Below are 15,902 nucleotides of genomic sequence, written 5' to 3'. Positions count from 1 at the left end.
TGAAAGTTCGTGTTATTGCTCATCTCCTGATGGGGGCGTGCCTCTTTTCAGCAGCGGCTTATTCTGCCGCGGCTGACGAACGCGCGCTGGAAATTATTCGCCGTGCGGATGAAGTCCGTTCGCCAAATAAGCCGTTTCGCTACACCCTCACTATTCATGAATTTAAAGCGGGCGCCACACGGCCCGAAAATAAACAGGTGCTGGATATTTCCATGCGCTTTATGAAACCAGAGGGGGAAATCAAAGCGGATGCCCGCTCCCTGGCGCGCTTTGTTTATCCCCCGCGCGACAAGGGCAAAGTGCTGCTCTCAGACTGGTACGATCTATGGTTCTACACCCCTGAACTGCGCCGTCCGGTTCCCGTCTCACGCCAGCAGCGGCTGATTGGGCAAATATCCAATGGCGACGTGATTGTCACCAACTTTGAATATGCCTACGACGCCTCGCTTAAGGGAGAAACTGCCTGCGGTGAGGCGCGGTGTTACATGCTGGAGCTGGTCCGCAAATCTGCGGAGGTCACCTGGCCGAAGGTGATGTATTACGTCGAAAGCATGGGAGATAACCGTCCGTATAAGGCGGCCTATTTCTCTCTGGATAATAAGTTAATTAAAGAAGTTTTATATCAGGATTTCCAAATGGTATTAGGCAAGATGCGGCCGATGAAAATTACAGTGAAAGAGGTGCGTCACGGTAACAGTTATTCCGTCATGGAGTACAGCGACGTCCGTCTGGAGTCGTTACCTGAATCGGCGTTCACTCGCGAGTCTATTCAGCGAGGTGTGAAATGAAGCGCACGTTGACCGGATTAACCCTCGTGCTTTCTGCTCTGCCGGTAAGCGTGTTTGCTGACTGCCTCTCGGGTAATGACGTCGCAAAAAACACGTCCGTGACGTTATATGAGCAGGTGTCCGCCGTTAAAAAACAGATTTCAGACTGGCGAATCAATGGTCGAAACCCATATACCAGACACAATATCTATAACGATGCCGGAGTGAATGTTTCAAGTCGCTGCTCGTTGATTGATAATGCGCTTGATCTGGACTTTTCCGTCTATGGGCTGACCTGGTACACGCCGCGCAAGCTCGGGGCATTTGAAGAGGACGATCGCCGCTCGCGTCTGCTAATTGAGCGGCTCAAGCTTGCCTATACCGTGTCGGACAGCCTGCAGCTTGAGGTTGGCAAACTCCAGGCCAGGCAAGGGCTCTTCTTCCTGCGCTCGCCTTCCGATCTCACGCCGCATTATTACGACGGAGCAAAACCAACGCGGATTTACGATCCCGAGCTCCGTACGGCTTATCAGTCCTCTTCATGGGCGGCAACGCTGTCGATGGACAACCGGGATGAGTCGTTCTCGCTGACGGTGATTCCGAAGCTGGCCTCAATTGATAAATATTATCTGACCTCCGGAAACTGGTCTGCAAACCAGCGCGGCAACAGCAGTGAGTCATGGCTGCTGGGCTATACCTCTCACGCCTTCCGTGACCATACGCCGGGTATGCGCGTTCTGATGGGCGATTCGCATTCGGTTGCGCTTTCAGACAGTTACCACTACACCCCGCAGCTCACCATCAGTGCCGAAGTGGCGTGGCATGCGGAGCAGCGCTGGCGCCATCTGTCGGACGAAAAAACTGCTGAGCTGGCGCGATATGAATTCCCCGACTCGCTGTATGAAACAGAGGATAAACAGGGCGTGGAGGTGGCCGTTGGTGCGCAATACACCTCCGATACCTTCAACGTGTTTGGACTGGAATATTACTACCAGAGCGAAGGCTATTCGCGCTCTGAGTGGAATAAACAGCGTGACCTGATGACCTTTTTGAACACCGCGACAGGCTATGCGCCGCTCGACAGGGCATTTGATTCCTACAAGTACCTGATGGCCTCCGAGATAAGCAATACGGGCAATAAAGGCATGCTGCAGGGGAAACACTATCTCAACGCCTGGTCCAGCGTGCAGTTCACGCATCAGATCGCCGCGCAACCCTATTTGATCCTCAACCTGATGGATCAAAGCACCCTGACGGGGCTACACCTCAGCGCACCGCTGACCTTTATTGATGACCAGCTGGAGGCCTATACCGGCGTCTATTCAGCACTGGGTAGCGCAAATTCTGAGTTTGCCTTCTTCGGCGATGTCGCCGGTGGCTATGTTGGCTTTAAGTATTATTTATAAGGAAATGACAATGACGCTTAATAACGCATCGCAGCCTGTCGTGCTGCTGTTTTCCGGGCAAGGGAATCCAGTGATTGGGATGGGTAGCGATCTCTGGGATCTGAATTCAACGACGAAACAGATTTGGGATTGTGCCAGCGATATTTCTGGGCTTGATTTGCGCCGACTCTGCCTAAAGGGGCCGATGAACAGACTGATTCAGACTACAGTGCAACAGCTGGCCGTCACGGCAATTAACGTATCGCTGTATACCCTTTGCCGCGAGCGTTTTCCGGCGCTTCGGGTGACGGGAGCCTGTGGCCACAGCGTGGGGGAATACAGTGCGCTTTACGCTGCGGGTGCGATCTCGCTGGAGACGCTTTTCCGCACCCTCCATTTTCGCGCCAGCACCATGGATGCGGTCAGCAAAAGGCAGAAGGGCGCGATGATTGCGCTGAAGGGGGCGGATTTTGCCGCCCTGAGCAACATCATCACCCGCTACGGGTTTGAGCTGGATATTAGCTGTGATAATACCCCGCGTCAGCAAGTTATCGGCGGGACACCGGCTGCGCTTAGCGAGTTCGCTAAGGTGCTGGTGGACGAAGGCTATGAGCCGATTAAGCTCGGCGTCAGCGGCGCGTGGCACAAGCGTTTGATGGAAGAGGGCGTACAGCTGATGCGCGATTTTCTCGCCGGACAGCCTTTCACCTCACCCGCGTACGACGTGCTGATGAACGTGACGGGCAAAATAGAAATCGTTCCGGAGGCCATTAAGGAAAACCTCTCGCTGCACCTGACCCACACGGTCAAATGGCGTGAATCCATGACGCGGTTTATCGAACAGCCAGGCAGCCCGCTGTTCCTGGAGATGAGTAACAAACCTTATCTTGGCCAAATGCTGAATGATTTCGTCGGTTTTAATGCCGAACGCGTTCTGCACTGTAGAAAAGCATTAGAGATGTAAAGGTCGAGATATGATTCCAGATTATTTAACGTTCATTCGCTTTCAGGATAAAAGGAACCTTCTTTTTATCTATATCGTGACGTTTGTGCTGCTGGGCTTTTACTGGAAAAATGCCGGGTTCTCCTTTACCCGACAGGATGTCTGGCTGGCGAGCGCTATTTTTGCGCTGATACTGTATAGCTTCACTGCCGACCTCAAGGCGTTCTGGGCGTACAAGTGCGTGGTTAAGAATGTCGACTTGTCCATTTTTCTCAAGAAAGAGGCCCGGCCGACGGCTCCGATTGTTTACGATCCTCTCGTTGCTATGGTTATCGCCACGCTGGTTTTCGCTGGCATTAGTGCACTGATGCTTACCCTGGCTCAGCCGGACATCGTGCTGCTGACGCTGACCATCGTTGCCCCGCTGATTATCTGGGGAATGTTCGCCGCGATGCGCACGATCTACATTCGACAGGTCATCGCATCGACAAGGGATAAAGGGAAATATAAGCGTTTGTCCCAGTATCTGGCCATCGCCATTACCCTGTCCATCGTGATGAACCTGCTGACAATAAGTCCCTTACGTAACAGTGAGCAATTTGAGCGCTATGGCCGGTACTTCACCCTCGAGTCCATCATTACCATGCTGGTGCTTTGTGCGGTGGTGCTGGCAATCAATCTTCTGTTTTTACGGTTCACGAAGCGATATATCTTTTTGGGGCACCTTTTCCTTAACGAGATCGATCTCTTTTTCTCTCCGGCGATCCCCTGGCGGGCTTTGTCTGAGAAACCGCTGTGGCTGAGGCTGGTGATGCTGTTGTGTGTGGAGTTTGCCTGGTCGGCGATTGTCGGATTGCTGCTTACCCTGCTCGGATGGAAGGTATGGTTTGAAGTGTACTTCCTGCTCAGCTACCTCCCTTGCCTGGCCTATTACGCTCTCCATACGTGGTGGAAATGGCATAACGATTTCATGATGTCGAGCGATATGTATCTGCGCTGGGCGGAGATCGATAAAGAAAACCCGCTGTGGTAAGACGTCAGAGGCAATAAAAAAGCCAGACCGTCATTACTGACGGTCTGGCTTTTTATCAGGTCGATACGATTCAGGTTATTCGCATCCAGGACAGCATCATCGCGGCGCTGGCAATAACATTTACGTTGGAAATGTATCCGTCATAGCGATTATTAATGGCGGAGAGCTGGTTGTTAAAGTGGTCGTTTTCAGCGGTCAAAACGTCAAGCAGCGTTCGTTTGCCCAGGTGATACCACTGCTGGTAGAACATCTGACGCACGCGGTCTGTTTCGCCTGAGAGACGATCGTAGTCATCGGCGCGCAGGAATGACGAATCACGGACCTGCACCTGATAGTTGATTTGATATTCCAGGTCGCGGTAACTCACCTCATACTGCTGCTGCGCGACGTTAGCTTTGGCGCGGGCCGTCATCTGAGCGGCACGCTGAGAGCCGCCGCTAAACGCTTCCCATTCGACGTTAAGGCCGGTATACCAGCCGCTTTCGTTGCCGTTGCTGTCTTTGGCTGTGCTTTTAGATACCACCCAGTTGACCTGCGGCAGCGCCGCGGCCTTAATGCTCTCCGCTTCATATTCCGCAGCGCGGACTTTTGCTTGCAGGTTCAGCATCATCGGGTTCTTATCCAGCGACGCAATGGCGACCGATGCCGGAATAATCGTATCCTGCCAGTTGAGATCGTCTGGTAGCGATGGCTCTGCGCCAAGCAGGCGCACCAGCTTAATTTTACTCGCGCTCAGCTGATGTTCGATATTGTCCATGCTCGCTTGTGCAGACATCAGTTTCGCTTTTGCCTGTACCAGTTCGCTCTCTCTGCCGCGGTCCGCCTGGGTAATTTGCGACAGCATATTAACCAGCTCTTTCATCCGACCAACGTAATGCTTCGCCACTATTCGGCTTTGCTCATAGCGGCTCATATTCATCAGTTCAGACACGGTGTTATAGGCCAGCTGCTCCCGGGAATACTCTTTTGAATAACGAGCGGCCTTGGCCGTCTCCAGCGAGTTATCCACCTGATTACCGATCCTGCCCCAGTCGATGATCGGGGTATTAACGGATACGGTTCCGCTGGAGTCGCTAAAATGCGTGTTGTTGGAAGAAGCCTGCCGATCTCCACCCATCGTCGTCAACGGCGAGGTTACGCCCAGCCGCACCTGGGGCAAACGCTGGCCTTTGACCTGATCCACCATATAATCCGAGGCCAGAACCTCAGAGGAGGCTGCACGAAGTTCGGGGCTGTACGCCAGCGCTCTTGCGACCATGCTGCGAAGAAACTCCCGCGAATCACTGGTGCTGGTGCCGTTGAAGTTGCCTTGCACCATGCCGCTGGTGGCGCGACTATTTGCCGACGCGCTGTGGCGACGAACTGTGGCATAGGCCGGATCGGGCTCATAGTATTCGGTGACGGCCGGGAAGAAGTCGTAATTCTTTTTCAGTGCTGCCCTGTTACCCGCCGTGCTTTGCGGCTTCGACATTGGCGCTGCGGCCTGCTGTGCGGTGGCATAACGCTCAGGTTGCGGCGCGGAGAAGGCCCGAGTCGGCACGGCTTTGGACGTACTGGCATATTGCGACTGCGTGCGCATAGAAGGCAAGGATGTGGCAGGCGCGGCATTCTGAGAACGCGCGCGTGCTACCGGCTGCGTTTGCGATGCGCGGTTTAGTTCTGACTGCGTGCGCATAGGTGGCAGCGAGGCCGGGATGTTTTTGATCTGCGCCGCGTCAGCCGCGTGAAGCGGGGTGACAAAAGAAGAGCAGGGCAAACAGAGTGCAACCGCGGCTGCAACCCTGGCCCAACGGCGCTCTTTACGTGCCTTAACCATAAATTATCTCTCCCTGAATGCTTCACGCGCTTTCAGTATTGGTTTGAGGATGTAAGACAAAATGGTCTTCTCCCCGGTTCTGATTTCAACGTTTGCCACCATCCCCGGAATGATCGGGAACGCTTTATCTTTAACCTGTAGCGCCGCCCGGTTTGTACGGACAAAGACCCGGTAATAGGTCGAATCACCACGTCCCTGACGGGCTTTCTCTTCATCAATTAGCGTGTCTGAACTCAGGTGTTCGACGACGCCGGTCAGGCCGCCGTAAATGGCGTAGTCGTAGGCGGTAATTTTTACCGTCGCGGGAAGACCCGGATGAATAAATGCCACATCAGAGGGTTTAATTTTGGCTTCGACCAGCAGGTTATCTTCGAGCGGAATAATGGTCATGATCTCCGCTCCCTGCTGTATAACTCCGCCGCGCGTGGTCACGCGGATATTGTTTACCGTGCCGCGCACGGGGGCGACAACGGTAGTACGGTTCATCACGTCCTGACGTCCGCGCAGGATCTCCTCCGCCTGCGCCAGTTCAGATTCCAGACGGTTTAGCTCGCTGTTGGCATCAGAGCGGAAGCGGTTGGTCCGTTCGGCAATTTGCAGGCTGAACTCGTTGGCCTGACGCTTGAGGCGCAGGATCTCCACATCGGACATCAGCCCTTTGCGAGCCAGCGGCTCGGAAAGGCTGACCTCGTTTTGCGCCAGTGCCAGGCTGCGCTGCAATGCCTGTACGCTTTCATTCAGGGTTTTGAGGCGCGCGTTATAGGCCTGCGTCTCATCACGCACGATGGACTCAATTCCTGCAATTTCCGGCGGGAAGGTCAGGGGAGTGTCATAGGCTTCAGCCCTGAGACGAGCAATGCTGCCCTTCAGCCCCTGAACTTTTGAAAGCGATTCACCGTAGCTGGCGCCGGCACGCGTGGGGTCGATTTTCAGCAGGATTTGTCCTTTCTCGACAATATCGCCCTCCTGAACGTTCAGCTCCTCAAGAATGCCCCCCTCCAGGCTCTGAATAAGCTGCTCACGGCTGGCCGGGATGACTTTTCCATCGCCACGCGTAATCTCTTCAACGCGAGCGAAATGTGCCCACACCAGCGCGACGACGACAACCATCGTGATGGTATAGAGCATGATCATGCTGAAAGGGGTTTTCTGCGCGATCAGGGCGCCCTGCAGGTCATGCATGAATTTCAGATCGTCCGCTTTTACCTTTCCTGTCGGCTGCGGTTTTTGCTCCGCCAGCGCTGTTTTTCCGGCGCCGCCCTCAATTTTTCTCAACGCCGTGGAGGAAGCTCCCGCTCCGCTATCGGCCTCTCCTTTTGAGGCGTTCTGATTCACATCGTCCTCGTTCATCATCCCTTCACACCTTGTTCCTGTTGCTTTTCTTCAACCGAATGCATCGTTTGTTTTTTCTTCAGCACGTTCTCATTCAGGCTTTCCATGACCCGATCTTTTGCCCCGTCTTTCACAACGTGCCCGTCTTCCAGCACAATCAGGCGTTCAACCAGACTGAGTACGGACATGCGATGCGTGACAATGATCAGCGTTTGCCCCTTTGTGGCCTCTTTTAACCGCCGCAGGAATAACGTCTCCGTCATCGCATCCATGGAGCTGGTCGGTTCATCCATCAGTAAAATCTTCGGCCTTAGCAACAGGCAGCGGGCCAGTGCAACGAGCTGCTTTTGTCCACCCGACAGGCAGTTCCCCATTTCACCAATGGGCATGTCAAAACCCAGCGGGTGTCTGGCTGCGACCTGATCCAGCCCGGTCAGGCGAACCACGCGCAGAAACTCTTCCGTGCTTACGCCCGGGTTGCCAATAATGATGTTATGACGCAGCGTGCCGTAAAAAAGACGGCAGTCTTGCCCGACATAGCCTACGGCCGCACGCCAGTCCGCCGGATCAACCTGGGTTGCATCAACTTCATCAATGAATATCTGCCCGCTGCTCTGCTGATACAGGCGCGCCATCACCCGCAGCAGGGTAGACTTCCCGCTGCCGATCCTGCCCAGAATCGCAATCTGCTCACCGGCTTCAATATTGATATTGATATTCTCGAGAATGCGCGGGGCTACCATCATTCCCGGCACTGGATAGGTGAACCCCACTTTGTGCAGGCGCATGCTGCCCGTGAAATTCGGCGTTGGTAGATAGGTAATTAAGGAATCGCGTTCAGTGGGGGTATCCATCAGCTGGTTAAGCGATTTCAGGGCCGTTTTGGCATGCTGATAACGCAACGCCAGCCCGACAACGGATGCCAGCGGGGCGAGAGAACGGCTGGAAAGGATCACTACGCCAATCATGGCGCCCATCGTGAGCTCGCCCGCGTGGATCAAATACACACCCAGCACAACAATACAGACCGTGGTAATTTGCTGAACGAAGGAGACAAAATTGGTTGTCAGCATGGAAAGGTTGCGGGTTTTCATGGAGGAAGCGGCAGCCAGCGCGCTGAAATCATCCCAGCGCTTTTGCATAACGCCTTCACCCTGCGCAGCTTTCAGGGCTTCAAGTCCCTCAATGCTTTCAATCAGCAGGCCTTGCTTAAGCGAAATCTCGCGAACGTTTTCTTCCATATAGCGACCCAGCGGCCACTGAATAACGATGCTGGCAATTAAAATGAGCGGCATTGCCACCAGGGGCACCACGGCAAGCGGACCGCCAATCATATAAATGATGAACATGAACAGCACGCAGAAGGGCAGGTCGGACAGCGTGGCGAGCGTCGCAGAGGTAATAAAATCCCGTACTGCCTCAAAATCGCGCAGCTGGTTAGCGAAGGTCCCGGAAGACTGTGGTTTATATTCCATGCGCATAGACATCACCTGGCGAAAAAGCTTCGCGCCCAGGATCAGGTCTGCCTTTTTCCCCGCGATATCGATCAGGTATGCGCGGATCTGGCGGCTGGAAAACTCAAATATATTGGCAATCACGACGCCAATAGCCAGCGACCAGAGGGTGACATAGGCCTGCGTCGGGATCACCCGGTCATAGACGTTCATCGTAAAGAAGGTGCCAGCCAGCGTAAGTATATTTGCCAGCAGTGCCGCCAGCGCAGCGCTGTAAAAATAGTGGCGGTAGCGCCACAGCGTAGAATAAAGCCAGTGACCTTCATTCTGCGCTTTCGGTAAGAGAAGATCGTCGGCACGCGCATCCAGACTGGGTTTTGGCGTGGTGACAAGGGCATAGCCGCCGTAAACTTCCAGCAAATCAGCCGCTGAAACGGTAAGTATTCCTTCGTTTTCAGGCACCACGATCTGATAGGTGAATTGTCCGCGTTTACCGTTACGCGCGGTAATAATGCAATACGTTCCATCTTTGCGGGCGATCAGCAGCGGAAAGAGCCAGGACGATATTGAATTAAGATCGCGTTTTACCCAGCCAGCAGATATCCCCATCTGGTCGAGCATACGCAAAGCCATTTCCGGCTCAAGCTTGTCGCTTTTCGGCAAGCCAGCGTAAAGAACTTCTTTGCTGGCATACTTAGCGTGATGTGCACAAAGCCATTCAACACCCCACAGAAGAGAATCTTTTCTGGGTTCTTCAATATTATTGAAATCGTGCTCTGAATTAAATTTTACGGTGGAAAGATGCGTATTCATTATCGAATCCAGACCTGTAGTTACGTTCCTTACTTTAAAAATAAAGTGAAGGCATGCTATTAAAATTGACCAAGAACATCCGTAAGTACGAAGTTTATGGCTGATGGTTATAGTGAAATTACAAGCGCTGGCAATATCGTAGTGTAAAGTTAGCCGTATATGTACACAATAAAGATAAACCACTGCATGATTAAGAATATTATATGTGGATTGATCCAGGTTTATGTTTTTTCAGGTTTTTTGAACTGAGGGTTAACTGGCGAGCCTTGAAATAGGTACGCCCAGCTTGTTCTCGATTCTTATCTTCATGGCGTAAATGTTTTTAACATTTGTAGCATTCTTCATGGCTATCTTTTTCGGGAGTTGTCCCTTATACAATTCAGAAAACAGGGCGTATTCATTTGCACTAAGTTTGGCTTTCTTCTCCGAAGGTCGCGTTATCTTGCCAAGGAACGACTGGCGAATTTTAAATTTTATATCATCAATAATATCATCATGAAAAATGACGGTGCTGATTATTGTTTCGCTTGTGTCGTTATAAAACCAGTAATGGGCAATCGCGGCCATCTTTTTATCAGTTATCAGGATCAGTCTTGCGTTTTTAAAACGATCTAACCAGCTGTTTGTTAAGAAAAAATTTATATTCTTATAGTTAAAATCAATGACTACAATGGGTTGAGAAATGATTTTAACCGTAATGTTGTTAAAGTATTGTAATATACCTTCTATCAAAAAAGAGTTATTTTCAGGCCAGATATAAAATTCAGAACCATTACACTCGCCCTGTTGTTCAGTACGAAAAGAAGGAAAAACACATTTATTCATACACCCATAGCAGCGCATAGTGTTGTCGTTGTGCTCAATATGTCTAATAGTAACGATATCCATGTGATAAAACTCTATGCGTTAAAATTATAAATGTTAAATCTACTATAATATATCAATATTTATATTAATAATGCATTAAGGAAAAAAACGAGTTGTGATGAGATAAAGCATCGTTTATCCAGGAATTTTCTACAGAAATTAATCCCCATCCGTGATTGTCGATTTTTTTACGCAATACCATTTAAGGCTAATTCACCAGGCGGGTGATTGAAACTCCCAGTTTGCGCTCAATTCTGTTTTTCATGGCATAGGTGTTTTTGACGCTAGTACCGTTCTGATACGCGATTTTTTTAGGTGTCCATCCATTGAACAAGAACGAAAACAGGCTGAATTCATTCTGGCTCAGTTTTGGCCTACTCCCGGATGGTTTGATCGTTTTTGCCAGGAACGTTTTCTTCAGTTTCGTGGCAACCTCCTCAGCGGAATCATCATAAAAGATAATAGAGCTGATGGTGGTCTCTAACGTATCGTTATAGAACCAGTAATGGGCAATCGCCGTCATCTTTTTGTCAGTGACGAGGATAAGGCGCATATTTTTGAATTGTTCGAGCCAGCTATCGTTCAGAAAATAGGTGATATTTTTATGGCTAAAATCAATAATCACGACTGGCTGAGAAATATATTTGTCGCTCACACATTCAAAATAGTGCCGGATACCTTCTACAAGGTAAGAATTGTTATCAGGCCAAATATAGCATTCAAGTCCTGTGCAGGTTTTACGAGCGCACGCTTCAGCGTCACCAAACAGGCATTTTTTCACACAACCATAGCAATGCATCGACGGCGTGTGGCTCACCTGCTGACCATCATTATGAGATAAATAAATAGAGTTATTATTGTGAAATAACATATTACACCTTATACGCGATGATTAAGCACGATATTAGTTTTGGACGAAGCATCAACCTCGTCGTTTGATGTGAGGCATCATACTGAATACCTGGTATAAGTCTTAATTAAATAGTCTGAACACACCTTTTCAGGCTGCATTTAAGATTTAAGTCTATATTTTTCAAGTGGTTACATGTTTTCTTAAATGGCCGATTTACGGGTTTTTGGGTTGTTGTTCTTCTGTTTTGTTAATGGGTGGTTATTTTTTTTCACTTGGTAATGCTATTGCAATTAACATAATGTTAAACATTGAAGGACTAAACTTTATAAGGTTGGAATAGAATGTTTCGATAAAAAGAAAATAGGGGGTGGGCGGGAACGTCAGATTCAGTGTGAATGTAAATATTGCTTATTTACCAGGTCGCGCATTAGGTTCTCGTACGAACTGGCTAAAGTAAACGACGATGTCCTTTATTTATTTTCTATGCTAAAACGATCGGCATCCTGCCAGGCCGGAAACTTCTCGCGATATTCCGTTAGCGCAGTTAACGAAAGCTCGGCGTCAATTCGCGTGGCCTGATGCGGCTCGGCTGTAGCAATAATTTCTCCCTGCGGGCTTATTACCCGGCTGTCGCCGCGATAATGGTGTCCGTTACCATCCGTGCCTACGCGGTTACATCCCACAATATAAGCCTGGTTTTCAATTGCCCGCGCCGTTAATAACGCCTGCCAGTGAAGTGAACGTGGCGCAGGCCAGTTGGCAACATACAGCGCCAGGTCGTAATCGTTGCGGTTGCGGGACCAGACGGGGAAGCGCAGGTCATAACAGACCAGCGGCAAAATACGCCAGCCGCGCCATTCAAACACCACGCGTTCGTTTCCGGCTACATAATGTTGATGCTCATCCGCCATGCGGAACAGGTGGCGCTTATCGTAGAAATGCACCTTTCCCTCTGGCTCGACCAGCAGGAAGCGGTTAACCGGCCCGCGTTCGGTCTGGAGGGCGACGCTACCGGCAATCAGCGCGTTTGTCTCCTGCGCTTTGGCGTGCATCCAGGCCACAACCTCGTCCTGCGGCATCGACTGTTTTGCAGCCTCCATCGCAAAACCCGTGGTGAACATCTCCGGCAGGACAATCACATCGCGACCGCTAATCTCTTCGAGCTGGCGATCGAAATGGCGAAGGTTGGCTGGACCGTCCATCCAAACTAAAGGCTGCTGCAAAACAGAAATCTTCAAACCAGGCACGATACCGACTCCTTAAAAGATCGCTTTTTGACACTGTAGCACGTCATTACGAGAAAATGTGGCATTAAAAAACCCCGCACGGAGCGGGGTTGATGGACGCTGAACGTCTTATGCGGCTTCAGGTTTGCGGTGCTTCTCCGGCAGCTTTACCGGCTGTGTCGCCAGCTCTTCTGGTTCGAAATCATCCACGTTAATACTGCGCAGACGGCTCTCTTCGGCTTTCACCAGAATCGCAGCTTCGCTGTTGTCGATGATGCCACCCGCCAGCGCCTGTTTTGCCAGCTCATCCAGTCGTGTAAACGGCAGATTTTTGCCCAGCTGTTTGCAGATCTTCTGGTGAATCGGGTCGGCGGCCATCACGTCAAGCAGCGCCTCTTCCAGCAAACCTACCGGGTTATGCGGGGTAGGTGCCAGATATTGACCCCGACCAATACGAGAGCGGGTTGCGCTCGGTACCTGGAGGATCTTCGCTACCTTGTGATCCAGCTTGTCGGACGGCGCCAGGTGATGACGACCGGTCGGGAAGATCACGACGCGCAGGGCACCTGCCACGAAGCGGTTCGGGAAGTTCGCCAGCAGATCGTCAATTGCCTGTTCGGCCTGATACATCGCATCCTGCACGCCCCAGTGCACCAGCGGCAGATCCGCTTCCTGACGGCCTTCATCGTCGTAGCGTTTCAGCACCGCAGAGGCCAGGAAGATCTGGCTCAGCACATCACCCAGACGGGCGGAGATGCGCTCGCGACGCTTCAGGCTACCGCCCAGCACCGCCATGGAAACGTCAGACAGCAGAGCCAGGTTGGCGCTCAGACGGTTAAGGTGCTGGTAGTAACGTTTGGTCGCATCACCGGTTGGCGTCGCGCTGGTCAGCCCGCGCGTCAGGCCCAGCCAGAAGCTGCGCACCTTGTTGCTGCCGACGTGACCGATATGTTTGAACAGCAGCTTGTCGAAGGCATCCACATCATTATTCTGCGCGGCAGCCATCTCTTCCAGCACGTACGGATGGCAACGAATCGCACCCTGGCCGAAGATCATCATGCTACGGGTCAGGATGTTTGCCCCTTCTACGGTGATGGCAATCGGCGCACCCTGATAGCTGCGTGCCAGGAAGTTGCCTTCACCGAGCATGATCCCTTTACCGCCTGCGATATCCATTGCATCAATAATTGACTGCTGTGCACGGTGGGTACAGTGGTATTTCACAATTGCCGACAGCACGGCGGGTTTTTCGCCCAGCATAATTCCGTAGGTAATCAGCGAGGCTGCGGCGTCCATCACGTAGGCATTGCCCGCAATACGCGCCAGCGGCTCTTCGATACCTTCCATCTTGCCGATGGAGATTTTGAACTGACGGCGGATATGCGCGTAAGCCCCAATCCCCATCGCCACCGATTTCAGACCGCCGGTTGAGTTCGACGGCAGGGTAATGCCGCGGCCCACAGACAGACATTCTACCAGCATACGCCAGCCCTGACCGGCCATTTTCGGGCCACCGATGATGTAATCAATCGGGACAAAGATATCCTGACCGCGGGTAGGACCGTTCTGGAACGGTACGTTCAGCGGGAAGTGACGGCGACCAATCTCAACACCTGGGGTCGAGGTTGGGATCAGCGCACAGGTAATGCCCAGATCTTCTTCACCGCCCAGCAGTTTTTCCGGGTCAGAGAGTTTGAACGCCAGGCCCAGCACCGTGGCGATAGGCGCGAGGGTGATATAACGTTTGTTCCAGGTCAGGCGCATGCCCAGCACCTGCTGGCCCTGCCACTCGCCCATGCAAACCACGCCGGTATCGGGGATCGCGCCGGCATCAGAGCCCGCCTCCGGGCTGGTCAGCGCGAAGCACGGAATTTCCTGGCCACGCGCCAGACGCGGCAGGTAGTGATCTTTCTGCTCTTCTGTACCGTAATGCTGTAACAGCTCGCCCGGGCCTAAGGAGTTTGGCACGCCAACGGTAATCGCCAGGATCCCGGAGACACCCGCCAGTTTTTGCAGCACGCGAGCCTGAGCGTAAGCGGAGAATTCCAGACCGCCATACTCTTTCTTAATGATCATCGCGAAGAAGCGATGCTCTTTCAGGTATGCCCACAGCTCAGGCGGCAGGTCGGCCATTTCGTGAGTGATGGCAAAGTCGTTTGCCATGCGGCACGCTTCTTCTACCGGACCATCAATAAAGGCCTGTTCTTCGGCGGTCAGACGCGGCTGTGGATAGTTGTGAAGCTTTTTCCAGTCCGGGTTGCCCTGGAACAGATCGCCTTCCCACCAGGTCGTACCGGCGTCAATCGCTTCTTTCTCTGTACGCGACATCGGCGGCATCACTTTACGGAATCCCCTGAACACCGGCACAGAGATCATCGACTTACGCATCGGCGTCAGGTTAAACGGCAGTAAAATGATGGCCAGGGGAACAAGAACCCAGATATTCCACAGGCCAGCGACGCCAAGTGCAGCCGTCCAGGCCAGAAGAATCAGGCTACTCAGGAATAAACTGACACGGTGATAGAACAACACACCGAGCAGTACAACGGTTGCGAGAATGCTCAAAATCATCATAAAGAAAAGCTCCCTTGCTTGTAGGAGGTCTGACCACTTGTGATGATATGGTTGTAGTTGATGTCATTTCCTTTAGCAATGTGTTTACAAAATAATTACAACCTGGTTCACATTGTTCGCGTTTTAGCCGGCACAAAAAATCAAAACGCCGGACGATTCGCATGGCTTTAGCTTCTCGCTTTTACTGCTATCCGGTACACTCCACTGTGTTATTTCATCAATACTAAAGGATTATCCTCATGTACCAGGATCTTATTCGTAACGAACTGAACGAAGCGGCGGAAACGCTGGCGAACTTTCTGAAAGATGATGCCAATATTCACGCTATTCAGCGCGCGGCGGTCCTGCTTGCCGACAGCTTCAAAGCCGGCGGTAAAGTGCTCTCCTGCGGTAACGGCGGTTCCCACTGTGACGCCATGCACTTCGCCGAGGAGCTGACCGGACGCTATCGCGAAAACCGTCCGGGCTACCCGGCGATTGCGATTTCCGACGTGAGCCACATCTCCTGTGTAGGCAACGACTTTGGTTACGACCACATCTTTTCCCGCTACGTTGAAGCCGTAGGCCGTGAAGGCGATGTGCTTCTCGGTATCTCCACGTCCGGTAACTCCGCTAACGTGATCAAAGCGATCGCCGCCGCGCGTGAGAAGGGCATGAAAGTGATCACCCTGACCGGGAAAGATGGCGGTAAGATGGACGGTACAGCGGACATTGAAATCCGCGTTCCACACTTCGGTTATGCCGATCGCGTTCAGGAAATTCACATCAAAGTGATCCACATCCTGATCCAATTGATCGAAAAAGAGATGGTTAAGTAAGACTTCGCTGGGGGGCGCCGG

General features: G+C 52.0%; 12 protein-coding genes. 5 read left to right on the top strand and 7 right to left on the bottom strand.

Features of this window, described 5'->3' with window-relative positions; translation table 11 throughout:
• Nucleotides 1–29: 29 nt before the first annotated feature.
• From ACOTZD_RS17875 to ACOTZD_RS17860, 4 genes are read left to right on the top strand one after another with little or no spacing between them, the layout of a single operon-like run.
• Nucleotides 30–788 carry an outer membrane lipoprotein-sorting protein gene (locus tag ACOTZD_RS17875; protein WP_137048452.1) on the top strand — a complete coding sequence of 253 codons (759 nt, stop codon included), beginning with the start codon at nucleotides 30–32 and terminating at the stop codon, nucleotides 786–788.
• The gene (locus ACOTZD_RS17870) at nucleotides 785–2,173 is read left to right on the top strand and encodes a hypothetical protein (protein ID WP_023315463.1); all 1,389 of its coding nucleotides are present in this window, start codon (nucleotides 785–787) and stop codon (nucleotides 2,171–2,173) included. The genes ACOTZD_RS17875 and ACOTZD_RS17870 overlap by 4 nt, the downstream gene beginning before the upstream one ends.
• A 10-nt stretch (nucleotides 2,174–2,183) precedes the next feature.
• Nucleotides 2,184–3,116, top strand: a complete 933-nt coding sequence (locus ACOTZD_RS17865; RefSeq protein ID WP_174402485.1) for an ACP S-malonyltransferase — start codon at nucleotides 2,184–2,186, stop codon at nucleotides 3,114–3,116.
• A 10-nt stretch (nucleotides 3,117–3,126) separates the two neighbouring features.
• Nucleotides 3,127–4,128, top strand: a complete 1,002-nt coding sequence (locus ACOTZD_RS17860) for a hypothetical protein (protein ID WP_023324195.1) — start codon at nucleotides 3,127–3,129, stop codon at nucleotides 4,126–4,128.
• A gap of 70 nt (nucleotides 4,129–4,198) precedes the next feature.
• Here ACOTZD_RS17860 and ACOTZD_RS17855 read toward each other — a convergent pair whose 3' ends face one another.
• From ACOTZD_RS17855 to fadE, 7 genes are all read right to left on the bottom strand, one after another.
• On the bottom strand, nucleotides 4,199–5,944 hold the full coding sequence (locus tag ACOTZD_RS17855) for a TolC family protein (RefSeq protein ID WP_023315466.1): 1,746 nt from the start codon (nucleotides 5,942–5,944) through the stop codon (nucleotides 4,199–4,201).
• 3 nt (nucleotides 5,945–5,947) lie between these two features.
• Nucleotides 5,948–7,297 (bottom strand): HlyD family type I secretion periplasmic adaptor subunit, encoded by a 1,350-nt coding sequence (locus tag ACOTZD_RS17850; RefSeq protein ID WP_072203140.1) that lies wholly within the window; start codon nucleotides 7,295–7,297, stop codon nucleotides 5,948–5,950.
• A complete protein-coding gene (locus ACOTZD_RS17845; RefSeq protein WP_048241349.1) occupies nucleotides 7,294–9,543 on the bottom strand; it encodes a type I secretion system permease/ATPase in 2,250 nt (749 codons plus the stop codon). The genes ACOTZD_RS17850 and ACOTZD_RS17845 overlap by 4 nt, the downstream gene beginning before the upstream one ends.
• Nucleotides 9,544–9,795: 252 nt before the next feature.
• The gene (locus tag ACOTZD_RS17840) at nucleotides 9,796–10,431 is read right to left on the bottom strand and encodes a hypothetical protein (RefSeq protein ID WP_023324197.1); all 636 of its coding nucleotides are present in this window, start codon (nucleotides 10,429–10,431) and stop codon (nucleotides 9,796–9,798) included.
• Between the two features lie 187 nt (nucleotides 10,432–10,618).
• The gene (locus tag ACOTZD_RS17835) at nucleotides 10,619–11,281 is read right to left on the bottom strand and encodes a helix-turn-helix transcriptional regulator (protein ID WP_234903215.1); all 663 of its coding nucleotides are present in this window, start codon (nucleotides 11,279–11,281) and stop codon (nucleotides 10,619–10,621) included.
• 452 nt (nucleotides 11,282–11,733) lie between these two features.
• Nucleotides 11,734–12,510: an amidohydrolase gene (locus ACOTZD_RS17830; protein ID WP_048241348.1), complete on the bottom strand. Its 777-nt coding sequence runs from the start codon at nucleotides 12,508–12,510 to the stop codon at nucleotides 11,734–11,736.
• A gap of 108 nt (nucleotides 12,511–12,618) precedes the next feature.
• Entirely contained in the window at nucleotides 12,619–15,063 is a 2,445-nt protein-coding gene (gene fadE / locus ACOTZD_RS17825) for an acyl-CoA dehydrogenase FadE (protein ID WP_023315472.1), read from the bottom strand.
• Nucleotides 15,064–15,302: 239 nt separating this feature from the next.
• Here fadE and lpcA point away from each other — a divergent pair, with 239 nt between their 5' ends.
• Nucleotides 15,303–15,881, top strand: a complete 579-nt coding sequence (lpcA, locus tag ACOTZD_RS17820) for a D-sedoheptulose 7-phosphate isomerase (RefSeq protein ID WP_003863232.1) — start codon at nucleotides 15,303–15,305, stop codon at nucleotides 15,879–15,881.
• Nucleotides 15,882–15,902 lie beyond the last annotated feature (21 nt).

The organism is Enterobacter cloacae complex sp. SHL022 (genome assembly GCF_049237785.1).
Taxonomy (GTDB): domain Bacteria; phylum Pseudomonadota; class Gammaproteobacteria; order Enterobacterales; family Enterobacteriaceae; genus Enterobacter; species Enterobacter hormaechei_C.
The sequence above is the reverse complement of the archived record's forward strand: the minus strand, read 5'-3'. Positions and strand labels throughout refer to the sequence as shown.

What these genes read in the sequence shown, in the direction of transcription:
- ACOTZD_RS17875 (WP_137048452.1), top strand. Translation starts at nt 30, where the DNA reads ATGGGGGCGTGCCTCTTTTCAGCAGCGGCTTATTCTGCCGCGGCTGAC.
- ACOTZD_RS17870 (WP_023315463.1), top strand. Translation starts at nt 785, where the DNA reads ATGAAGCGCACGTTGACCGGATTAACCCTCGTGCTTTCTGCTCTGCCG.
- ACOTZD_RS17865 (WP_174402485.1), top strand. Translation starts at nt 2,184, where the DNA reads ATGACGCTTAATAACGCATCGCAGCCTGTCGTGCTGCTGTTTTCCGGG.
- ACOTZD_RS17860 (WP_023324195.1), top strand. Translation starts at nt 3,127, where the DNA reads ATGATTCCAGATTATTTAACGTTCATTCGCTTTCAGGATAAAAGGAAC.
- ACOTZD_RS17855 (WP_023315466.1), bottom strand. Translation starts at nt 5,944, where the DNA reads ATGGTTAAGGCACGTAAAGAGCGCCGTTGGGCCAGGGTTGCAGCCGCG.
- ACOTZD_RS17850 (WP_072203140.1), bottom strand. Translation starts at nt 7,297, where the DNA reads ATGATGAACGAGGACGATGTGAATCAGAACGCCTCAAAAGGAGAGGCC.
- ACOTZD_RS17845 (WP_048241349.1), bottom strand. Translation starts at nt 9,543, where the DNA reads ATGAATACGCATCTTTCCACCGTAAAATTTAATTCAGAGCACGATTTC.
- ACOTZD_RS17840 (WP_023324197.1), bottom strand. Translation starts at nt 10,431, where the DNA reads ATGGATATCGTTACTATTAGACATATTGAGCACAACGACAACACTATG.
- ACOTZD_RS17835 (WP_234903215.1), bottom strand. Translation starts at nt 11,281, where the DNA reads ATGTTATTTCACAATAATAACTCTATTTATTTATCTCATAATGATGGT.
- fadE (WP_023315472.1), bottom strand. Translation starts at nt 15,063, where the DNA reads ATGATGATTTTGAGCATTCTCGCAACCGTTGTACTGCTCGGTGTGTTG.
- lpcA (WP_003863232.1), top strand. Translation starts at nt 15,303, where the DNA reads ATGTACCAGGATCTTATTCGTAACGAACTGAACGAAGCGGCGGAAACG.